Consider the following 22049-nt stretch of genomic DNA (forward strand, 5'->3'; position numbering starts at 1 on the left):
CGGCCGCCCACTGGGGCAGCATGGGCCCCATGTCCGCACTGACGCGCAACGAAGCGCAGCTCCGAGCCCAGCTCCTCGACGTCCACGACTACGTCGTCGGCCTCGACCTCACCACCGGCGACGACACCTTCGACTCCACCACCACCATCCGGTTCACCGCCCGCTCCGCCGGCGAGACCTTCGTGGAGCTGAAGCCCGAAGAACTGCGCTCCGCCACCCTCGACGGCCACCCCCTCGATCCGGCGACCCTCGACGACAACCGCCTCCCGCTCGCCCTCGCACCGGGCGACCACGAGCTGCGCGTCCACGCCCGCATGCGCTACTCCCGCACCGGCGAAGGCCTGCACCGCTTCACCGACCCCGCCGACGGCGAGACCTACGTCTACAGCCAGATGTTCCTCGACGACGTCCAGCGCGTCCTGGCCGCCTTCGACCAGCCCGACCTCAAGGCCGTCTTCCAGTTCACCGTGACCGTCCCCGCGCACTGGACCGTCCTCGCCAACGGCGTCACCACCCGCCTCGCCGACCGCGACACCGACGGGGCCGGCATCTGGCAGTCCGCCCCCACACCCGTCATCTCCACCTACCTCGCCGCCGTCGCCGCAGGCCCCTGGCACAGCGTGACCACCGAACACGCCGGCCTGCCCTTCGGCATCCACTGCCGCCAGTCCCTCGCGCCCCACATGGACGCCGACGCCGACGAGATCCTCTCCATCACCACGGCCTGTTTCGACCGCTACCAGGTCAAGTTCACCGAGCCCTACCCCTTCGACTCCTACGACCAGGCCTTCGTCCCGGAATTCAACGCCGGCGCCATGGAGAACCCCGGCCTCGTCACCTTCCGCGACGAATTCATCTACCGCTCCGCCGTCACGGACACCGAACGCGAGTCCCGCGCCATGGTCATCGCCCACGAGATGGCCCACATGTGGTTCGGCGACCTCGTCACCCTCGCCTGGTTCGACGACATCTGGCTCAACGAGTCCTTCGCCGAATACATGGGCTACCAGACCCTCACCGAAGCGACCCGCTTCACCGACACCTGGACCGCCTTCGGCGTCACCCGCAAACCCTGGGGCTACGAAGCGGACCAGCGCCCCTCAACCCACCCCGTCGCCCCCGAAGACGTCCCCGACACCGCCTCCGCGCTCCTCAACTTCGACGGCATCTCCTACGCCAAGGGCGCCTCCGCCCTGCGCCAACTCGTCGCCTGGCTCGGCGAGAAGGACTTCCTGGCCGGCATCAACACCCACTTCGCCCGCCACAGGTTCGCCAACGCCTCCCTCGCCGACTTCATCGACTCCCTCGCCGCCCACACCGAACGCGACGTCCGCGGCTGGGCCGACGCATGGCTGCGCACCACCGGCATCGACACCCTCACCCCGCGCATCGAGGACGCCCCCGAAGGCACCGCCGGCTGGACCCTCACCGTCGACCGCGACGGCAGCCGCCCCCACCACATCGCCGTCGGCGTCTACGACCGCGACCCCGTGGACAGCCGCAATCTGGAACTGCGCGAACTCTTCGACCTCGACGTCCCCTCCGACGAGGTGGTCTCGACGAGCGGCGCACGCCCCGCACTGCTCCTCCTCAACGACGCCGACCTCACCTACGCCAAGATCCGCCTCGACGAGACCTCCCTCGAAACGGTCCTGCGCGGCCTCTCCGGCATCCCCGAAGCCCTCACCCGCGCCGTCGTCTGGAACTGCCTGCGCGACATGGTCCGCGACGGCGAACTCGCCCCGCAGGACTACCTGAACGCCGCCGAAGCGCACCTGTCCGCCGAACGCGACCTCGCCATCGTCCAGGGCGTCCTCGCGTTCGCCCGCACCGAGATCGCCGTCCGCTACCTCGCCCCCGAGAACCGCACGGCCGCGCTCGCCACCCTCACCGCCATCGCCCGCGACCTCCTGCGGCGCACCGAGGACGGCTCGGAGCCCGGCATGCGGCTGACCGCCGTACGCACTCTCGTGGGCAGCGCCACCCAGCCCGACACCATCGCCGCCTGGCTCGCCGACGACACCGTCCCCGGGGGCCCCGCACTCGACCCCGAACTGCGCTGGCGCATCCTCGGCCGCCTCGCCGTCCTCGGCGCCGTCGGTGAGACCGACATCGACGCCGCCCTCGCCGCCGACCCCAGCGCCACCGGAGAAGAAGGCGCCGCACGCTGCCGCGCCGCCCTCCCCACCCCGGAGGCCAAGGCCGCCGCCTGGAACCGCCTCTTCAACGACGACAGCCTGTCCAACTACCTGTTCAGCGCCACCGCCCAGGGCTTCTGGCAGCCCGAACAGAGCGACCTCACCGCCGAGTACGTGACCCGCTACTACCCCGACGCCGTCGCCCTCGGCGCCCGCCGCGGCCCCGCCATCGGCGAAGCCGCGGGCCGCTACGCCTTCCCCGTCTACGCGGTCGACGAGGCCAACCTCAAGGCCGGCCAGGCCTGCCTCGCCGACCCTGACATCATCCCGCTCCTGCGCCGCAAGCTCGTCGACCAACTGGACGACCTGTCGCGCGCGATCCGCATCCGCCGTTAGCCCTGCGTGGCGGCTCGGCGGAACGGGGGGCCGGGCCCAGCCCCGACCCCGGCGGGGGCGTCGGGGGCGCGCGGCCGGTGACGGGGGCGGGGGGTGCTGTCCGGGACGTAGAACGTGATGTGTTGGGCGGTAGGAGCCCGTACGGGCCACTCGGCCCGGGGCGCCATTCATCATGCAGTCCCGGACGGCGCCCCACCCCGCCCCCGGCACCGGCCCCCAGGCCTCGGCGATTCGGACAAACCCCGGCGGTTACCCCATTCGGGTCTGATCGTTGTACTGGCAGGGTGCCCCCCCGCCGCACCCAGGCCCGCACCGGGACGACAGCGCCGCCAGGCACACCCCGGCCAGCCCCCGGAGGTCCCGTTGACAGCGCCGCACGGCACCCGGCATCCCGGCCGGCCGGAAGCACCCATGACAGCGCCGCACGGCACCGCGCTCGCCGGCGGAGCGCACGGCTCCCACGCCCTGCGCCCCCTCCTCGACACCGTCCTCGACGCCCTCCGCACCGGCGCCGCCGAACGCCGCGGCCCCCTCCCCGCCGGCGGCCCCGACGCCGTCACCGCCCGCGTCAGAGCCGCACTGGGCGACGTACTGCCCGACCACGGAACCGGCGACCACGAAGCCCTGCGCACCCTCGTCCACGCCCTCGCCGCCGGCGCCGCGGACCCCGCCCACCCCCTCTGCGCCGCCCACCTGCACTGCCCGCCGCTCGCCGTCGCCGCCGCCGCGGACCTCGCCGCCAGCGCCCTCAACCCCTCCCTCGACTCCTGGGACCAGGCCCCCGCCGCCTCCACCCTCGAAGCCGAACTCACCCGTACCCTGGCCGCCGAGTTCTACGACACCCCCCACCCCGACGCCCTCGTCACCACCGGCGGCACCGAAGCCAACCAACTCGCCCTGCTCCTCGCCCGCGAACGCCACGGCCCCCGCCTCACCGTGCTGCACGGAGCCAACGCCCACCACTCCGTTCCCCGCGCCGCCTGGCTCCTCGGCCTGCCCCCGGCCACAGAACTCCCCACGCCCACCGGCGTCCTCGACCCCGCCCGCCTCGCCGAAGCCCTCGCCGCCACCCCCGGCCCCACCCTCGTCACCGCCACCGCCGGCACCACCGACGCCGGACTCATCGACCCCCTCCCCGCCATCGCCGACCTCTGCGACCACCACCGCGCCGACCTCCACGTCGACGCCGCCTACGGCGGACTCCTCGCCCTCAGCCCCCGCCACCGGCACAAACTCGCAGGCCTCGGCCGCGCCCACTCCCTCACCGTCGACCTGCACAAACTCGGCTGGCAGCCCGTCGCCGCAGGACTCCTCACCGTCCCCGACACCGCGCTCCTGGCCCCCCTCGCCCACCAGGCCGACTACCTCAACGCCCCCGACGACACCGGAGCCGGACTGCCCGACCTCCTCGGCCGCTCCCTGCGCACCACCCGCCGCCCCGACGCCCTCAAGATCGCCGCAACCCTGCGCTCACTCGGCCGTGACGGCCTCACCCACCTCATCGACCGCACCTGCGAACTCGCACACCACCTCGCCCAGCGGCTCGACGCCCACCCCGGCTTCGAACTCCACTCGGCACCCACCATCAGCACCGTCCTCTTCCGGCCCACCCACGCCACCGACGACGAACTCGCCACCCAGCGCCGTGCCCTCCTCCACCAAGGCCGCGCCGTCCTCGGCCGCACCCACGCCGACGGCCGCCTGTGGCTCAAAGCCACCCTGCTCAACCCGCACACCACGGCGGGAGACCTGGACACCCTCATCGCCCACCTGGAAGGCAGCACCCACCGATGACCGCCCAGCTCGATGCACCCCACGACCTCGTCGGAATCGGCATCGGACCGTCCAACCTGTCCCTCGCCGCCCTCGCCCACGGCCTCCCCCACCAAGGAGCGGGCGAACTCGCCACCGTCTTCTACGAGCAGCGCCGCGACTTCCGCTGGCACCCCGGACTCCTCATCGAAGGCGCCACCCTCCAAGTCCCCTTCCTCGCCGACCTCGTCACCCTCGCCGACCCCGCCAGCCCCTGGAGCTTCCTCAGCTACCTCAAGCACAAGGAACGGCTCTACCCCTTCTACTTCGCCGAGCAGTTCCACATCCACCGCGCCGAATACGACGCCTACTGCCGCTGGGTCGCCGGCCGCCTCCCCGGCCTCCATTTCGGCCACCAGGTCGACGCCGTCCGCTGGAACCCCGAACGCGACCTCTTCGAAGTCGACTTCACCCAACTCGACCCCGCAGGCGAAGCCGAAGCCCTCGGCCGCACCTACACCCGCAACCTCGCCCTCGGCATCGGCACCGCCCCCCACATCCCCGAACCCCTGCGCCCCCTCGCCGAAGCCCCCACCGTCCCCGTCATCCACTCGGCCGACTACCTGGACAACCGCCAGCGCATCCTCGGCGCCGAACACGTCACCGTCATCGGCTCGGGGCAGTCCGGGGCCGAAGTCTTCCTCGACCTGCTCCGCGCCCGCCCCACCGGCCGCGAACGGCTCACCTGGCTCGCCCGCACCCCCTCCTTCGCCCCCATGGAGTACTCGAAGCTCGGCCTCGAACACTTCACCCCCGACTACACCCGCTACTTCCACTCCCTCCCCGAACCCGTACGCGACCACCTCGTCCCCGCCCAATGGCAGCTCCACAAGGGCATCGACACCGCCACCATCGCCGCCATCCACGACGAGCTCTACCGCCGCACCCTCCACGGCGGCTGGCCCGACGCCGTCCTCACCCCCGGAGTCACCGTCCGCACCGCCGGACGCGTCGCCACCACCAAGGTCGAGCTCCACCTCGAACACGCCGAACAGGGCGCCCGCTCCCGCCTCACCACCGACGCCGTCGTCCTCGCCACCGGCTACAAGGAACGATCCCTCACCCGCCTCCTCGCAGGCCTCGACCCCTACCTGCGCAAGGACTCCTCCGGCCGCCCCCGCATCGACGACCGCTACCGGATGATCCTCGACCCCTCCGTCAGCGGCAGCATCTTCGTCCAGAACGGCGAACGCCACACCCACGGCGTCGGCGCCCCCGACCTGGGCCTCGCCGCCTGGCGCAGCGCCGCCATCCTCAACACCCTCACCGGCAAAGAGGCCTACCCCCAACCCCCGCGCACCGCCTTCACCACCTTCGGCCTCGAACAGCGCGAGCACACCCGCCCCCGCCCCGCGGTCGAACTGCTCCCGCTCGTCGACCACCCCTAGGGGGCGTCTTGTCGATCAGGCCGGATCGACGGGAGACCCCCCGGGCCCCTTCCGGCGGCCCCCTCGGCCAACCGCACCTGAGCTGCGGCTATCGTCGCCGTCATGCAGCGCACCAGTGCCGACGGGGTCACCGTCCTGTGGCAGGCCGCCCCAGCCCCGGGCCCCCTCACCGCGGTCCTCTCCTTCGGCACCGGGCTGCGGGACGAAACCGCCCCCACCCTCGGCGCCGCCCACCTCGTCGAAGCCCTCGTGACGACGCACCTCGGCAGGCGGCCCCACGAGTTCACCAGCTCCGTCGAGGGGGAGGCGACCCACTTCGTGGTCAAAGGCACCCCCCAAGAGGTCACCGGCTTCCTCCACACCGTCTGCAGCGCCCTCCGTGACCTGCCGACCCAGTACATGGAGCACGCCACCCGCCTCCTCGGCCTCCACCCGCCCCGCACCTGCGACCACCGCGGCGCCGAACCCCTCAGCGCACGCTACGGGCCCCACGGCCTCGGCCTCGTCCTGCACCACGACCCCGACATGTACGCCCGGCTCACCTCCGACGCCGTCCGCACCCACGCCGCCGCCCACTTCACCCGCGGCAACGCCGTCCTCGCCCTCGACGGCCCCCCACCCGCCGGACTCACCCTCCCGCTGCCCGACGGCCCCCGCCCCGACCGATCCGCTCCCCGCCTGCGCGCCGGCGTACCGGGAACCTGGCAGCACCGCCTGGTCGACACCGTCTCCCTCCTCCTGACCTCACGGGCCCACGAACCCGCCGCCGTCGCCGCCTGCCACGTCCTGAGCCAACGCGTCGAGCACCTCACGCACCACACACGCGGCATCTCCGACGGCGTCACCCTCCACCGGTTCCTCCGCGACCGACTGACCCTCGACCGCGTCCTCGTCCTGCGCCCCGCCGACGGCCACGCCGAAGAAGCCGCCGACACCCTGTGGAACGAAACCCTGCGCCTCGCCCGAGGAGGCCCCACCCGGCACGAGCTCGACACCTTCACCGAGCACGCGCGCGCCGAACTGCGCTGCCACGACGGACACTGCGGCCACGACCGCTGGACGTCCCTCCAACGCGCCCTCGAAAGCGAACACTTCGGCATCCCCTACCACGACCCCGGCACCCTCCTCGCGCAGCACGCCGCCGTCACCCCGCAGGACGTCGCCGACCACCTGCAACGCGCCCTCACCGACGCCGTCCTCGTCGTGCCACCCCAGGTCTTCCCCCGGCCCGCCACCCCCGGCGGCACCCCGCTGCCCAACTCCACCTGCTGGCGCGTCCACGGTGAGCACCCCGGCACCCCCAGCGCCCCCGGCACCCGCTTCCGCAAGACCCCCCTCCGTCGCCTCATCACCCCCCGCCACGAAAGCGGCGAATACCTCCTCGCCCCCTGGGGCCTGGTCGTCCGCGACGGCAACCGCGACGAACACGACATCCGCTTCGACGAGATCGCCGTCATGCGACACGAAGGCCCCGGCCGCATCGTCCTCACCGGCTGCGGCTGCCACCTGCACATCCACCCGGACCACGTCGCACGCGGCGAACGCGTCATCGCCGCCCTCGACGCCGCCGTCCCGGCGCACCTCGTCCGCACCGACCCCTGAGAACACCGACGGGGCCGGCGCCCGCCGCCGCGGACACCGACCCCCGTCGAAAACGGCCGCCGACTAGAACACCGGCACGCCCGCCCGCGTCAGCCGCCAGTCCACCGAGGCGAACTGCGCCGGGTCGATCGTCCCCTTCGCCTGCACCCACTGGATGATCGTGTTGCGGATCTCGTCCGAGTTCGACCACAGCTGCTTGGCCTGCGGCACGTGCGGGAAGTTCCCGCCACCCGACGCCCGGTAGTTGTTGACCGCCAGCACGAACTGCGCCGCCGGATCCACCGGCTTCCCCTGGAACGACAACCCCGAGATCCGCGAACCCGCCGGCTGCGCGATGTCGATGTCGTACGCCAGCCCGTACACCGCGTCGTAGTTGTAGTCCGGGATCGCATCGGCGTTCGTCAGCTTCGCCGGATCCACCGCATCACCCGGCGCCGTCCGCACGAAGTACCGCGCGGAGAACTCCAGGTAGTCCTTCAGCTGCGCACCCGTCAGCAGCCGGGCCTCCATCGTGTTCTCGAACGGGTACAGACCCGCCGCGTCCCGGATCGTCACCTGCCCGGCCGGGATCGCCGCCGTCCGCGAGAAGCACGAAGCCTGCGACAGCACCGGCAGCGCCGCCCACTGCGTACCCGCCAGAGCCGCCTTCACCGTCTCCGCCTGCACGTGGTTGATCAGATCGATGATCGCCACGTCCTTGACCGGACCCTCCGCGGACGACATCGCCTGCGTCGAGGTGCCGATCACCTGGTTCACGTACGCCACGACCTTGCGGTGCTCGTCCGACAGCAGCCGCGTGATCTTCGCGTCCTCCGCCACCGTGTTGGAGTTCAGCACCTTCGCCGCGACCTTCGCCACCGACCAGCGGCCCTTCTCCCACGCCAGCTCGAAGTCGAACAGCGTCAGGCGCTGCCCCCACTTCAGCGGCTCCGACAGCACCACGTCCTTGCCGGTCGCCTTGTTCTTCACCCGGTACTCCGGGATCTCCGTGTGCGCGTGACCCACCAGGATCGCGTCGATCCCCGGCACCTGCTCCGCCACCAGCGCCGCCGCGTTCTCGATGTACGGCAGCTGGTCACCGTACGACGACGTACCGCTCGACCCCGAATGCGCCGACACGATCACCACGTCCGCACCCATCGAACGCAGCCGCGGCACGTACTTCGCCGCCTGCTCCTCCAGGCCCGGGAACGTCATCTTCCCCTGCACGTTCGCCTTGTCCCACAGCGCGATACCGGGATTCGTCAGCCCCAGCACCGCCACCTTCACGTCGCGCCCGTGCGGGGTCCGCAACCGGTGCATGCTGTACGGCGCGAACGCCGGCCGCAGCGTCTTCGCATCCAGCGCGTTCGCCCCCAGCAGCGGGAAGTCGCACTGCTCCTCGAACTTCCGCAACACCGGAATGCCGTAATTGAACTCGTGGTTCCCCAGCGCCGCCGCGTCATAACCGATCGCGTTCATCGCCTGCGCCATCGGATGCACCGGACCACGCCGCGCCGTGATCGGATCGACCTTCGCGTAGTAGTACGACAACTGCGTGCCCTGGATGGTGTCACCCGCGTCGATGAGCAGCGTGTTGCACCGCCCCTTCTCCGCCCGCACCTGGTCCACCAGGGTCGAGATCTTCGCCAGACCGACGTCGTTGTGCGCCTTGTCGTCGAACTCCTTGTCCGTGAAGTAGTCCCAGTTGAAGACGTTCCCGTGCAGGTCCGTCGTCCCCATCACCGTGAACGCGTACGTCCGCGGCCCCTGCTTCTTCGCATCCTGCTGCGCGGCGGCGGCCGGGGTGCTCGTGGCCCCCGCCAACGCCACGGCCGCACCGGTCGCGGCCGTGGTCCCTATGAATGTCCTGCGGTCGAACGCCATGCCGTCTCCCCTTTTGAGGCGTGAACAACGCGCGTAGATTCTGACCCACTGGTAACAAGCCGCAACACCCCCGTCAGGTTTCGATCCGATGACCACACCCGAACGGGCGACAGTGCGAGAGTGAAACCATGACCCAGGACGCATCGCACCAGCCCTACGGCACCCCCGAAGTACCCCGCGTCGCCGTCCGCGGCGAAGCCCGCCTCGAAGTCGACCCCGAGATCGCCCGCATCGGCATCACCGTCAACGCCCGCGGCACCGACCGCCGCACCGCACTCGAAGACCTCACCCGACGCAACAACACCGTCCTCGACCTCATCAAGAGCTACGGCGACCCCGTCGAAAAACTCGAAACCGGCGCCCTCTCCATCACCCCCGAACTCACCCGCCACGGCCGCGCCGAACGCGTCCGCGCCTACCACGGCCGCGTCCACATCACCGCCGAACTCAGCGACTTCACCACCCTCGGCGAACTCACCACCCGCCTCGCCGACCTCGAACTCACCCAGGTCGACGGCCCCTGGTGGGCCCTGCGCCCCACCTCGCCCGCCCACGGCCAGGCCCGCCGCCAGGCCGTCCTCGAAGCCGTCCAGCGCGCCCGCGAATACGCCGAAGCGCTCGGCGCCCGCCTCGCCGCCCTCGTCGAACTCGCCGACCTCGGAGCCGAGAACGCCGCCCCCTTCGCCGCCGCCCCCGGCGCCGGCATGCGCACCATGGCCTTCAGCGCCGCCGAGGACGCGGGCGGCCCCCCGCCGCTCGACCTCGAACCCCAGCGCCAGACCGTCCACGCCCAGGTGAACGCCCGCTTCACGATGACCCCGCCCCAACTCTGAAACGCGTACGAAACGGGCCCCCGGGGGTGCTCATCGGAGCACCCCCATGCACATTCAACAGTTGTCAACAACCTTTTGCGCAAAGGTTGTTGAGTGGACACCCGGAAGCGATTACCTACCCGTTGGTAGGGGAATACGCTCGCCTTATGCGCCGAGCGAAAATCGTATGTACCCTGGGCCCCGCCACCGACTCATACGACCAGATCAAAGCACTGGTCGAAGCCGGAATGGACATCGCCCGCTTCAACCTCAGCCACGGCACCTACGCCGAACACGAGGAGCGCTACCAGCGTGTGCGCAAGGCCTCCGACGAGACCGGCCGCAGCGTCGGCGTCCTCGCCGACCTTCAAGGCCCGAAGATCCGCCTCGGCCGCTTCCGCGAAGGACCCGTACTCCTTGAACGCGGCGACGACTTCACCATCACCGTCGAAGACCACGAAGGCGACCGCCACGCCTGCGGCACCACCTACAAGGGACTCGCCGCAGACGTCACCACCGGCGAACGCATCCTCGTCGACGACGGCCGCGTCACCCTCGAAGTCACCGCCGTGGACGGACCCCGCGTCCACACCCGCGTCATCGAAGGCGGCATGGTCTCCGACCACAAGGGCCTCAACCTCCCCGGCGTAGCCGTCTCCGTTCCCGCCCTCTCCGACAAGGACATCGAAGACCTCCGCTGGGCCCTGCGCACCGGCGCCGACGTCATCGCCCTCTCCTTCGTCCGCAGCGGCCGCGACATCGAGGACGTCCACCGCGTCATGGACGAAGAGGGCCGCCGCCTCCCCGTCATCGCCAAAATCGAAAAGCCCCAGGCCGTCGACAACATCGACGACATCGTCGCCGCCTTCGACGGCATCATGGTCGCCCGCGGCGACCTCGGCGTCGAAATGCCCCTGGAGCAAGTCCCCATCGTCCAAAAGCGCGCCGTCAAACTCGCCAAGCGCAACGCCAAACCCGTCATCGTCGCCACCCAGATGCTCGACTCGATGATCGACAACTCCCGGCCCACCCGCGCCGAGGCCTCCGACGTCGCCAACGCCGTCATCGACGGTACCGACGCAGTCATGCTCTCCGGCGAGACCAGTGTCGGCAAACACCCCGTCGAAACCGTCCGCACCATGTCCCGCATCGTCGAAGCCGCCGAAGAGGACATCCTCGCCAAGGGCCTCCCGCCCCTCACCGACCGCAACAAGCCCCGCACCCAAGGCGGAGCCGTCGCCCGCGCAGCCGCCGAAATGGGCGACTTCCTCGACGCCAAATTCCTCGTCGCCTTCACCCAGAGCGGCGACACCGTCCGCCGCCTCTCCCGCTACCGCTCACCCATCCCCCTCCTCGCCTTCACCCCCGACCCGGCCACCCGCTCGCAGCTCAACCTCACCTGGGGCGTCGAAACCTTCCTCGGCCCCCACGTCGACTCCACCGACGCCATGGTCGCCCAGGTCGAAGAAGAACTCCTGCGCATCGGCCGCTGCGTGAGCGGCGACGTCGTCGTCATCACCGCCGGCTCACCCCCCGGCGTCACCGGCTCCACCAACCTCGTCCGCATCCACCACATCGGCGACGCCGTCCGCTGACCCGCTCCACCCCCCATCCCACCCCACCGCGCCGGAGCGCCCGGCGCGGTGCGGACAATCACCCCATGGACGTCATCGAGCTGCTCGAATCAGCCGCCCTCCTCACCCCCGAGGAGAAGGCCACCGACAACGACCTCACGGCGCGGGACGTCTGGGACCACCTCGCCCACGACGAGTGGGAAACCGCCCTCAACCTCCTGGAAGAACTCGGGAACACGCCGCCCCGATCCCGGCACTTCTGGGAACAACTCGCCCAAGCCGCCGAGCAACTCCACCTCGCCCACAGCACGGCCTGGTGCCACTGGCGATCCGCCGAACTCCGCAACGGCACGATCCGGATCGACCTCACCCTCGGCGCACGCAGGGCACCGATCCCCGGACACGGCGTCCTACGCCCCGTATGGAACATCGGCAACCTCTCACCCACCGGCGAGCCGGCCGTGAACATCGCCGCCCTCTGGCTCGAAAACACCCCTTCCCTGGAACCCGGCGACCGCACCACCGCCCGCCTCGTCCCCCTCGCCCCCGCCCACTGGAACCACGTCCGACCCGGCCAACGCATCACCATGCACGAAGGCCGTCCCGCGACCGCCACCGCAGTCGTACGGGAGGTCCACCCCCCTGGATCGTGTCGTCAAAGTCCCGCCTGACCGGCGGGGCCTGGCACGCACGCTCGCCGCGTTGTCGTCGGTCACCGACGCTCCGCGTCGATTCCCTCCTCCGCCTTGCGATCGCGCGCACCAGGCCCCGCCGGCCCCGCCCTTCGGGCGGCCGACGCCACTTTGACGACACTCCCTACCGCCCTTGACCCCAAGCCCACTTGAGGTCCTACGGTCACCCGCATGACCACCGCCAAGCAGTACTCCCCGGCACAGCTCGCCGCCCAGCCCATCGGCTACTGGAGCCGCGAAGTCGCCAACCTGGCCGTCGGAGCCCTCCGCACCGCCCTCGCCGAGGAGGACCTCACCCAGCCCCACTGGTGGACCCTCAACCACGTCGCCGGCGCCCCCGGCGCATGGACCCGCCCCACCCTCACCACGAAGCTCGCCCCGTACGACGACCAGCACACCGACTTCGACACCGTCTACGACGACCTCACCGCCCGCGGCTGGCTCACCGAGACCACCGACGGCATGACGCTGACGGAGGCGGGCGAGGCGGGCCGCCTCCGCGCCCACGCCCGCAACGCCGAGGTCCACACCGCGATGCGGCAGGGCATCGACGACGCCGAATACGCGGCCACCATCGACGTACTGCGCCGCATGGCCGGCAACCTCGGAGGTGACGGCGACCTGCCGTAACGTCCGAAAAGGGCTGGCGACAGGACCGGCGGCCGAGTAGGAAGGGCGCCATGAGCACTTCCATGAGGACGTTCGTCCGCACCACACTCGACCTGGGCGACGCGACTCTCCACCCGTGGGGCCGCGATCCCGCCGGACCGGAGCGCCTGGACGACCTCGTCGCCGCCGCGGCCGACCCGACGATCGCCCTCTGGAACCCCCTCGCCGCGACCGACCGCAAAGCCGCCCAGACCTGGCTCGAAGCCCGCGAGGACGGCTGGGACCGGGGCGCGGGCGCCGCCTTCGCCGCCCTGGCCGCGACCGACGGCGCCCTGCTCGGCACCGTCAACCTCCGCTGGGTCGACCGGGCGGACGGCCTCGCCATGATCGGCTACTGGCTCCTCCCGGACGCGCGCGGCCGCGGCCTGGCCACCCGCGCCACCAGGGCCGTCACCACCTGGGGCTTCCACACGGCCGGTGCCCGCCGCATCGAACTCGCCCACGCCACCGGGAACGAGGCATCCTGCCGCGTCGCCCACCGCTGCGGCTACCTCCCCGAAGGCACCCTGCGCGAGTCCCACCTCTTCGGAGACGGCCTCCACCACGACGAACACCTGCACGCCCGCCTGTCCACCGACCCGGAAGACAACGAGGGATAGTGCTCCGCGATCGGGAGCCTCGCCGGCCTTCGCCCGGTTGGCCGCAATTCGAAGTTTCGTTCACCGGGACGAGTGAAGATCGCTGAATTATCCTCGCGACCTTGAAATTGAAGGAGAAGTACCCCGGGTCGGATTCGAACCGACGCTGAATGGGTTTTGAATCCATTGCCTCTACCGCTGGGCTACCGGGGCCCCTTCGAAATGAAGGATACAGAAGACCCTCCGTGTCACAAACATACAGGAGCTAGGTAGGCTCGGGGGAGCTGAATCGCCTTGCAACAAGGAGCCCCCGTGACCGCCGAGCACGAGTCGACGCCCACGCCCGACGCCGACCAGTCGCACGTTCCGCCGTTGACGACCCGGGTCGTCATCGCCGAGGACGAGGCGCTCATCCGTCTCGACCTCAAAGAGATGCTCGAAGAAGAGGGCTACTCCGTCGTCGGCGAGGCCGGCGACGGGCAGACGGCCGTCGAGCTCGCCCGCGAGCACCGGCCCGACCTGGTCATCCTCGACGTGAAGATGCCCGTCCTGGACGGGATCTCCGCCGCTGAGAAGATCGCGCAGGAGTCCATCGCGCCCGTCCTGATGCTGACGGCGTTCTCGCAGCGCGACCTCGTCGAGCGGGCCCGGGACGCCGGGGCCATGGCGTACCTCGTGAAGCCGTTCAGCAAGAGCGACGTGGTGCCGGCCATCGAGATGGCGGTGTCCCGGTTCGCCGAGCTGCGTGCTCTGGAGCAGGAGGTCGCGGACCTCTCGCAGCGGCTGGAGACCCGCAAGCTGGTCGACCGGGCGAAGAGCATCCTGCAGACGCAGTACGGGCTGACCGAGCCCGCGGCCTTCCGCTGGATCCAGAAGTCCTCCATGGACCGCCGGATGTCGATGCAGCAGGTCGCCGAGGTGGTCATCGAGGACGCCGAGGCGAAGAAGAAGGAGAGCGGGAAGTAGTTCCCCTCCCGGGGTCCCCGGAACATGCGTGAGGCCCGCCTCCCCCGAGGGAGGCGGGCCTCACACGTTCTGTCAGTCCTCGCCGAGGTAGGCCTTGCGGACGTCCTCGTTGTGGAGGAGGTCCTGGCCGGTGCCCGAGAGGACGATCTTGCCGATCTCCATGACGTGCGCCTGGTCGGCGAGGGAGAGCGCCGCCTGGGCGTTCTGCTCGACGAGCAGGATCGTCATGCCCGAGGCCTTGAGCTCGGAGATGGTCGACATGATCTTCTGCATCATCAGCGGGGAGAGACCCATGGAGGGCTCGTCCAGCATGAGGAGCTTCGGCTGGCACATGAGCGCGCGCCCCATGGCGAGCATCTGCTGCTCACCGCCCGAGAGGGTGCCGGCGGCCTGCTTGCGACGCTCGCCCAGGATGGGGAAGAGGTCGTAGGCGCGCTGGATGTCCTTCTCGATGCCGTCCTTGTCGCTGCGGAGGAAGGCGCCGAGCTGGAGGTTCTCCTCGATCGTCAGCCGCGGGAAGATGTGGCGGCCCTCGGGGGAGTGAGCCAGCTTCAGGGCGACGATCTTGTGGGCGGGGACGCCGACGAGGGGCTGGCCGTCGAAGGTGACGCTGCCCGCGGTGGGCTTCAGGAGCCCGGAGAGGGTACGCAGGGTGGTCGTCTTGCCGGCGCCGTTGGTGCCGACGAGGCAGACGATTTCGCCTTCGTTGACCTCGAAGGAGATTCCCTTGACGGCTTCGATCTTGCCGTAGGCGACCTTGAGGTCCTCGACCTTGAGCAGTGCGGTCACTTGGCCTCTCCTTCCGTGCTGGTGGTGCTGGTGGTGCTGTCCGCGTCGCCCTCGGCCTCGGCGTCCGTGGCGGGTGCGTCGTCCGAGTCGGCCGCGGGGGCCTCGTCCTCGTCCGCGGCTTCCGCCTCGGTCCCGGCCTCGGCGTCGGCCGCAGCCTCGGGCTCGGCCTCCGCTTCGGCTTCCGCCTCGGCCGCAGCCTCGGTCTGTACCTCGGCGTGGGCTTCTGCCGCCTCGACCGCGGCGACCTCGGCCGCTCCCGGCTCGCCCTCGAAGGGGGTGCCGAGGTAGGCCGCGATGACGCGCTCGTCGCCCTGGACTTCAGAGGCGGTGCCTTCGATGAGCTTCTCGCCCTGGACGAGGCAGGCGACGCGGTCGCACAGGTTGAAGATGAAGCGCATGTCGTGCTCGATGACGAGTACGGCGATGCCCATGTCCCGGATCGCGAAGATGAGCTCTTCGGCGGCGCGGGTCTCCTGCGGGTTCATGCCGGCGGTGGGCTCGTCCAGGAGGATGAGACCGGGGTCGCTGGCGAGGGCGCGGGCGATCTCCAGCTTGCGCTGCTCGCCGTAGGGGAGGTTCTTCGCGAGGTGGTCGGCCTTGTGCTCCAGGCCGATGAACTCGAGGAGTTCCATGGCGCGTGCCTCGCTGGCGGCTTCGGCCTTCTTGAAGCCGGGGCCGCGCAGCAGGGCGGACCAGAGGCCTTCCTTCGTGCGGGTGTGGCGTCCGACGAGGACGTTCTCCATCACCGTCATGTTATGGAAGAGCCGGATGTTCTGGAAGGTGCGGGCGATGCCGGCCTCGGTGACCCGGTGGGGCTTGGGCGGGAGGACCTTGCCCTTGTAGCTGACGGAGCCCTCGGTGGGGACGTACAGCCCGGTGAGGCAGTTGAAGAAGGTGGTCTTGCCGGCGCCGTTGGGGCCGATGAGTCCGACGATCTCGCCCGCGTTGACCTGGAGGTCGACGCCCTTGACGGCGGTGAGGCCGCCGAAGCGCATGGTGACGCCCTTGGCTTCGAGAACCGTGGTCTTGGTCTTGGTGGTGGTGTCCGTGGTGGTCGTCATGTTGTTCACGCCCCCGCCTTGGCGGTGGCCAGGTCCTGGGGGGCCTGGTCAGCGGTGTCGTCGTGGAACTCGAGCTGCGCGCGCTTGTTGGCGATGAGGCCTTCAGGGCGGAAGCGCATGAGCAGGATGAGGGCGATGCCGAAGGCGAGGAGCTGGTAGTCCTGGAGGAAGGCCAGCTTCGCCGGGATCAGGAAGAGGAGTGCGGCGCCGAGGATGGGGCCGCGGATGGTGCCCATGCCGCCGAGGATGACGGCGGCGAGGAGGAACGCGGAGTTCGGCGGGACGGGCCCGGCGAAGACGTAGTTCTCGGGGACGACCGTGGTGTTGACGTGTGCCTGGACGGTGCCGGCGAGGCCGGCGAGGGTGGCGCCGAGGGCGAAGGCGATGAGCTTGACCTTGAAGCCGTTGATGCCCATGGCTTCGGCGGCGGTCTCGTCCTCACGGATGGCGACCCAGGCGCGGCCGATGCGGCTGTTGCCGGCGCGGGCGAAGACCAGGACGACCAGGGCCATCACCAGCAGCATCAGGAAGTAGTAGTTGGCGTAGGCGCCGAGTTCGATGCCGGCGACAATGTGGGACTCGCCGAAGTTCCACCCGAAGATTTCGAGGTGGGGGATGTTCGGGATGCCGTTGGGGCCGTTGGTGACGTCCGGGCCGGAGGTGCCGTCGAGGTTGCCCATGGCGATGCGGAAGATTTCTCCGAAGCCGAGGGTCACGATGGCGAGGTAGTCGCCGCGCAGGCGCAGGGTCGGTGCACCGATGACCACGCCGAAGACGAGCGAGACGATCGCGCCGACGATGACCGCTGCCCAGAAGGGGAGGTGGATGCCGAAGGCGGAGGCGGTGCTGCCGGAGACCAGGGCGGCGGCGTAGGCGCCGACACCGAGGAAGGCGACGTATCCGAGGTCCAGGAGACCGGCGAGGCCGACGACGATGTTGAGGCCGAGGGCGACGGTCGCGAAGATCAGGATGTTGACCGCGATCAGCGTGTAGGTGTCGCCGCTCTGCTGGATGAACGGGAAGGCGATCGCGGCGGCCGCGGTGCCGAGGAGGGTGACCTGGCGGTTGTTCGCGGTGAGCACCGAGAAGCGGGCGAGGAGGCCCGACTTGTTCAGGGCGAGGGCCGCGAGGCCGACCATGATCAGGTAGGCGACGAAGAGCTGCGGTTCCTTGTCATCGGTGTCGATGCCGAAGGTGATGACGAAGAGGCCGAGGGCGAAGACGCCGGTGATGATGAGGATCTCGGCCCAGGAGGGCAGCTTGCTCTTGGCCGGGGCGGCCTTGCGGGTGTCGTCGGGGAGCTTGTACGCGGCGAGGGCCGGGACGAGGGAGCCGACGAGGGCGACGTAGGCGCCGGGTTCGAGGTTGACCACGCCGCCGAGGACGACGGTGATCGAGATGACCGTGAACCAGGTGGCGGCCAGGGTGCCGAGGGCCAGGAACCAGACGGCCTTGCGGGAGCCGGCGGGAGTGAGCCAGCTGAAGCCCTTGACGCCGAGTGCGGCGAGCGCGTGCACCAGGGTGAGGGCGGCGCCGGCCAGGGTGACGTACTGGAGGTCGGCGGGGCTGCCGTAGAAGGTGAGGTCGCCGGGGAAGTCGGCGGTCCACGTCCAGGCGAGGAAGGCGCTGACGATGGTGAGGAGGCTGCCACCGACGATCGCGTAGAGGAGCGCGGCGGGTGCGGGTGCCGTCTTCGCGGTCTGCGTCTGCGGGGTGGTGTTGGTGGTCATGGTTCTCACGCCCGATCCGTGACGCGCTGGCCGAGCAGGCCTTGGGGCCGCACGAGGAGGACGACGATGAGGAGTACGAAGGCCCAGACGTTGGACCAGGCTCCGCCGCCGAGCTGCTGCATGCCGGGGATCTCTTCGATGTAGGCGATCGAGAGGGCTTCGGCGAGTCCGAGGACGACGCCGCCGACCATGGCTCCGTAGATGTTGCCGATGCCGCCGAGGACGGCCGCGGTGAAGGCCTTGAGGCCGAGGATGAAGCCCATCTCGAAGTTGATCTGGCCCTTGTCGACGCCGTAGGCGACGGCTGCGACGGCGGCGAACGCGGCACCGATGGCGAAGGCCATGACGATGATGCGGTCGGTGTTGATGCCCATCAGCTTGGCGGTGTCGGGGTCCTGCGCGGTGGCCTGCATGGCGCGGCCGCTGCGGCTCTTCTGGACGAAGACGCCGAGGGCGAGCATGCAGAGCGGGGCGAGGATGAGGACGAAGAGGTCCGCACGCTGGATCGCGAGGCTGTCGGTGATCTTGAACGCCGGGCCCGTGAACTCGGGGAAGCTGACGGCCTTCTTGGCGTCCGGGTAGAACTGCCAGACGAGCTGCTGGAGCGCGATCGAGAGGCCGATTGCGGTGATGAGGGGTGCGAGCCTTGGAGCGCTGCGCAAGGGGCGGTAGGCGAAGCGTTCGGCTGCGCATGCCACGGCGACGGAGCAGATGGCGCCGCCGACGATCATGACGGGTATCGCGATCAGCAGGGTGGTGCCGGTCGGGAGGATGGCGTAGGCGGTGAGCGCGCCGAAGCCGCCGATCATGAAGATCTCGCCGTGGGCGAAGTTGATGAGCTGGACGATGCCGTAGACCATGGTGTACCCGATGGCGATGAGGCCATAGAGAGCACCGAGGGCCAGGCCGTTGGCCAGCTGTTGCGGCAGTTCGTGCACCGCAGGGCCTCCGATGAGCGTGTCGGATAAGACTCCGCGCGAGGGCACTGTTTGCGCCCTCGCGCGGCGTTGGTTCAGGTGTTACGGGTGGTGCTGGGTGCTACGGGCTTACTGGTTGAAGGTGTCGCTCTTGACGTCGACCCACTTGCCGCCCTCGACCTTGTAGACCGTGAGCTGCTTGTTGGTGGTGTCGCCGTACTGGTCGAAGGCGACCTTGCCGGTCACGCCCTCGAAGGAGACCTTGCCGAGAGCCTCGACGACCTTGGCGCGGGCGTCGTCGGGGAGCTTGCCGCTGTTGGCGGCGACGACGGCCTTGACGGCCTGGATGACGGCCCAGCCGGCGTCGTAGGAGTAGCCACCGTAGGCGGCGTACGGGTCCTTGTAACCCTCGGCCTTGTAGTCCTCGATGAACTTCTTGGCGGTGTCCAGCTTCTCGACCGGGTAGCCGATGGAGGTGGCGAGGTCGCCCTCGTTGGCCTCACCGGAGGCGCTGATGAAGGCGGGGTCCTGGATGCCGTCGCCGCCCATGAGCGGGACGTTGGCGCCGGTCTTCTTGATCTGGTCGGCGAGCAGGCCGCCCTCGGGGTACTGGCCGCCGAAGTAGACGGAGTCGGCGCCGGAGGACTTGACCTTGTCGGCGGTGGAGGAGAAGTCGGTCTCCTTCACGGTGACGTGGTCGGTGCCGGCGACCTCGCCACCGAGCTTCTTGAACTCGTCGGCGAAGATCGCGGCGAGGCCGGCGCCGTAGGTCTGCTTGTCGTCGACGATGAAGACCTTCTTCTTGCCGGCGTCCTTGAAGAGGTACTGGGCGGCGAACTTGCCCTGGACCACGTCGGTGGCGGCGGTGCGGAAGTAGGTGTCGAAGCCGCGCTTGAACTCGCCCTTGCCCCAGTTGTCGCCCTGGCTGAGCGCGGGGTTGGTGTTGGCGGGGGAGACCTGCGCCAGCTTGGCGGAGGCGAAGACACCCTGCATCTGCTGGGCGACGCCCGAGTTCAGCGGGCCGACGACGCCGAGGACGTCCTTGTTGCCGACGAGCTTGGTGGCGTTGGCCTGGCCGGAGGCCGGGACGGCCTGGTCGTCGAGGGCCTCGACCTTGAACTCGATGCCCGGGACCTCGTTGTTCTTGTTGGCCGTCTTGGCCGCGAGGTCGACGGAGTTCTTGATGCCCTGACCGAGAGCGGAGAGGGATCCGGTGAGCGGGGCGTCGACGCCGATGACGACGACGGTCTTCTTGCCGCCGCTGTTGTCCTTGGAGCCTCCGTCGCGCGATCCGCAAGCGGTGAGGGTCAGTGCTCCCGTGGTGATCACGGTGGTGAGGATGAGCAAAGAACGGTGTCGCACGATTCTTCCTTTCCCTGGCGCGGCGCACTCTGTCGAGTTGCCGTTGGGTCGCCGGGCCGCACTGGAGAGGTCCACGGCCGTGCTGATTCGCGCTCTGCGGCGCGGTGACTGGCCGTGACTCTAGGGCCGAGGTGGCGAGCACCGGGAGGCGGGAAAGGAGGATGTGACGCTCTTGTTATGCCAAGGCCAAGAATGTGTGGTGAGAGTTAGAGCAAACCGGACATTTAGGTACCTCTAAGATTGTCCGCATCGTGAGAAATACCTGTTCCCCTAAGGGGCTTGAGGGCTCCATGCACCTGTCTTAGATCAAATTCAGCCGAATGTGGCAGCGTGTGTCCGAAAGAATCCGCGGGGTGGCCATTCTCAAGGGAAAAGACGGATTAAGACCGTCCTGGGCATTACGCAGAGTGATCATTGCGGCGGTGTGTCGGGACTGTGAAGGATCTTGTCCTGGGGATGGCAGGGCCCCTCACCTGCGGTTCGACCCCGCAGGGTCATGTGACCGGAAGCCGGACAGTGTGCTCGGAATGCGGTGACGCCGGTCACATCGGCGGACGCCAGTTCTCCGAACTGCGCGTCGCGCCGTCCTGTTCGGCGCAGCGCTGCGCGACGAGCCGGTCGATCAGCTCAAGTGCCTTGTCCCGCCCGGCAGTTCGTTCCTCGGCGCGCCCCGCGGCCACCGCGTCCTCGTGGATCGCGTACTGGTCGTTGGAAAGTCCCTTCTGTTCCCAGTCCAGGCCGGACCATTGGGTGCCCAGGAGGGTCTCCCTCGCCCAGTAGGACACCAGGCTCGTACACACCTGTACGGGCGAGGCGGGGGTGGGGGCGGAGGAGCTCGGGGAACCCGCCGCGGAGGGTGGTGCGGAGGATGGGCACCCGGTCAGGGCGAGCACCGCGAGGAGGGTGTGGGCGGCGTACCGGGCCGTGCGTGGCATGGTCCCCATGGGGGGACGGTAGGCGGTGGCCCCCTGCGAGACAACAGATGTCGCCGCGAAGCGTGCGGACTGGCGGATTCCGGGCGTTCGCGGGCCGGGGAGGCGTGCCCGGGAGCGCCGGTGCCCGGGAGCGCCGGGACGGCGCAGGCCCGGATCCACCGCCCGTGAGGGTCGGGGTCCGGGCCTGGGGACGCCCTGCGGCAGGGGTGCCGGGCTCTCGGCCGGGTCAGGATCCCGCGTGGGCCTCGGCGCCCCCGGCGACCTGGTCGACGTCGCGCAGCAGGCAGGTCAGGCGGGCGGTGCAGATCCGCTTGTCCTGCTCGTCGGTGATGACGATCTCGAAGGTGGCGGTCGAGCGGCCGCGGTGCACCGGGGTGGCGACGCCGGTGACGATGCCGCTGCGGGCGCCCCGGTGGTGGGTGCAGTTCAGGTCCACGCCGACGGCGATCTTGTTGATGCCGCCGTGCATCATGGCGCCGATCGAGCCGAGGGTTTCGGCCAGTACGGCGGAGGCGCCGCCGTGGAGCAGTCCGTAGGGCTGGGTGTTGCCCTTGACGGGCATGGTGGCGACGACGCGGTCGGCGGAGGCCTCCAGGATGCGGATGTCCATGCGCTCGCCGAGGTCGCCGGCCGAGAACAGCGCGGGCAGGTCGACGCCCAGGGCCGCGTACTCGTCGAGGACCTCCTGCGGGAACTTCACTGCGTGCTGCTCACCCATGGTCAGGCTCCGTTCGTCAACGCTCGTTAACCTTCATGTCCTGA

General features: G+C 69.9%; 18 protein-coding genes and 1 tRNA gene. 10 read left to right on the forward strand and 9 right to left on the reverse strand.

Annotated features, from left to right (window positions below; translation table 11 throughout):
• Positions 1-20: 20 nt before the first annotated feature.
• The 4 genes from pepN (at position 21) to ACZ3X1_RS25570 (ending at position 7336) form a co-directional block, all read left to right on the forward strand.
• Positions 21-2534, forward strand: coding sequence for an aminopeptidase N (gene pepN / locus ACZ3X1_RS25555; protein ID WP_356812112.1), 2514 nt, complete (start codon positions 21-23; stop codon positions 2532-2534).
• A 411-nt stretch (positions 2535-2945) separates the two neighbouring features.
• Complete coding sequence (locus tag ACZ3X1_RS25560) at positions 2946-4328, forward strand: pyridoxal phosphate-dependent decarboxylase family protein (RefSeq protein WP_467281098.1); 1383 nt, start codon at positions 2946-2948, stop codon at positions 4326-4328.
• Entirely contained in the window at positions 4325-5734 is a 1410-nt protein-coding gene (locus ACZ3X1_RS25565) for a lysine N(6)-hydroxylase/L-ornithine N(5)-oxygenase family protein (RefSeq protein WP_356812114.1), read from the forward strand. Before ACZ3X1_RS25560 ends, ACZ3X1_RS25565 begins: the two co-directional genes overlap by 4 nt.
• A gap of 102 nt (positions 5735-5836) precedes the next feature.
• Positions 5837-7336 (forward strand): peptidase M16 family protein, encoded by a 1500-nt coding sequence (locus ACZ3X1_RS25570; protein ID WP_467281099.1) that lies wholly within the window; start codon positions 5837-5839, stop codon positions 7334-7336.
• A 63-nt stretch (positions 7337-7399) separates the two neighbouring features.
• Here the strand turns inward: ACZ3X1_RS25570 and ACZ3X1_RS25575 are convergent, their stop codons facing one another.
• On the reverse strand, positions 7400-9202 hold the full coding sequence (locus ACZ3X1_RS25575) for a bifunctional metallophosphatase/5'-nucleotidase (protein WP_356812116.1): 1803 nt from the start codon (positions 9200-9202) through the stop codon (positions 7400-7402).
• 128 nt (positions 9203-9330) lie between these two features.
• Between ACZ3X1_RS25575 and ACZ3X1_RS25580 the strand changes: the two genes are divergently transcribed.
• From ACZ3X1_RS25580 to ACZ3X1_RS25600, 5 genes are all read left to right on the forward strand, one after another.
• A complete protein-coding gene (locus tag ACZ3X1_RS25580) occupies positions 9331-10035 on the forward strand; it encodes an SIMPL domain-containing protein (protein ID WP_467281100.1) in 705 nt (234 codons plus the stop codon).
• Between the two features lie 146 nt (positions 10036-10181).
• Positions 10182-11609, forward strand: a complete 1428-nt coding sequence (gene pyk, locus ACZ3X1_RS25585) for a pyruvate kinase (RefSeq protein WP_356812118.1) — start codon at positions 10182-10184, stop codon at positions 11607-11609.
• Between the two features lie 65 nt (positions 11610-11674).
• Entirely contained in the window at positions 11675-12259 is a 585-nt protein-coding gene (locus ACZ3X1_RS25590) for a hypothetical protein (RefSeq protein ID WP_467281101.1), read from the forward strand.
• A 192-nt stretch (positions 12260-12451) separates the two neighbouring features.
• Positions 12452-12910 carry a MarR family winged helix-turn-helix transcriptional regulator gene (locus tag ACZ3X1_RS25595; RefSeq protein ID WP_356812122.1) on the forward strand — a complete coding sequence of 153 codons (459 nt, stop codon included), beginning with the start codon at positions 12452-12454 and terminating at the stop codon, positions 12908-12910.
• Positions 12911-12960: 50 nt separating this feature from the next.
• Positions 12961-13548: a GNAT family N-acetyltransferase gene (locus ACZ3X1_RS25600; RefSeq protein ID WP_356812123.1), complete on the forward strand. Its 588-nt coding sequence runs from the start codon at positions 12961-12963 to the stop codon at positions 13546-13548.
• 119 nt (positions 13549-13667) lie between these two features.
• On the opposite strand, the gene ACZ3X1_RS25605 is transcribed toward ACZ3X1_RS25600, so the two are convergent.
• Positions 13668-13740: transfer RNA gene (locus ACZ3X1_RS25605), tRNA-Leu, on the reverse strand.
• 99 nt (positions 13741-13839) lie between these two features.
• On the opposite strand from ACZ3X1_RS25605, the gene ACZ3X1_RS25610 reads away from it, so the two are divergent.
• The gene (locus ACZ3X1_RS25610) at positions 13840-14493 is read left to right on the forward strand and encodes an ANTAR domain-containing response regulator (protein WP_356812124.1); all 654 of its coding nucleotides are present in this window, start codon (positions 13840-13842) and stop codon (positions 14491-14493) included.
• Between the two features lie 72 nt (positions 14494-14565).
• On the opposite strand, the gene ACZ3X1_RS25615 is transcribed toward ACZ3X1_RS25610, so the two are convergent.
• The 7 genes from ACZ3X1_RS25615 to ACZ3X1_RS25645 form a co-directional block, all read right to left on the reverse strand.
• Complete coding sequence (locus tag ACZ3X1_RS25615) at positions 14566-15282, reverse strand: ABC transporter ATP-binding protein (RefSeq protein ID WP_046775340.1); 717 nt, start codon at positions 15280-15282, stop codon at positions 14566-14568.
• Entirely contained in the window at positions 15279-16343 is a 1065-nt protein-coding gene (locus tag ACZ3X1_RS25620; RefSeq protein WP_390075189.1) for an ABC transporter ATP-binding protein, read from the reverse strand. Before ACZ3X1_RS25620 ends, ACZ3X1_RS25615 begins: the two co-directional genes overlap by 4 nt.
• Before the next feature lie 5 nt (positions 16344-16348).
• Entirely contained in the window at positions 16349-18073 is a 1725-nt protein-coding gene (locus tag ACZ3X1_RS25625) for a branched-chain amino acid ABC transporter permease (RefSeq protein ID WP_362632794.1), read from the reverse strand.
• Between the two features lie 5 nt (positions 18074-18078).
• On the reverse strand, positions 18079-19011 hold the full coding sequence (locus tag ACZ3X1_RS25630; RefSeq protein WP_030846419.1) for a branched-chain amino acid ABC transporter permease: 933 nt from the start codon (positions 19009-19011) through the stop codon (positions 18079-18081).
• Positions 19012-19119: 108 nt separating this feature from the next.
• Positions 19120-20352, reverse strand: a complete 1233-nt coding sequence (locus ACZ3X1_RS25635; RefSeq protein ID WP_136234319.1) for a branched-chain amino acid ABC transporter substrate-binding protein — start codon at positions 20350-20352, stop codon at positions 19120-19122.
• Positions 20353-20894: 542 nt separating this feature from the next.
• On the reverse strand, positions 20895-21296 hold the full coding sequence (locus tag ACZ3X1_RS25640; RefSeq protein WP_467281102.1) for a hypothetical protein: 402 nt from the start codon (positions 21294-21296) through the stop codon (positions 20895-20897).
• A gap of 217 nt (positions 21297-21513) precedes the next feature.
• Positions 21514-22005, reverse strand: coding sequence for a PaaI family thioesterase (locus ACZ3X1_RS25645; RefSeq protein WP_467281103.1), 492 nt, complete (start codon positions 22003-22005; stop codon positions 21514-21516).
• Positions 22006-22049 lie beyond the last annotated feature (44 nt).

It is taken from the genome of Streptomyces sp. NPDC023541, assembly GCF_055559995.1.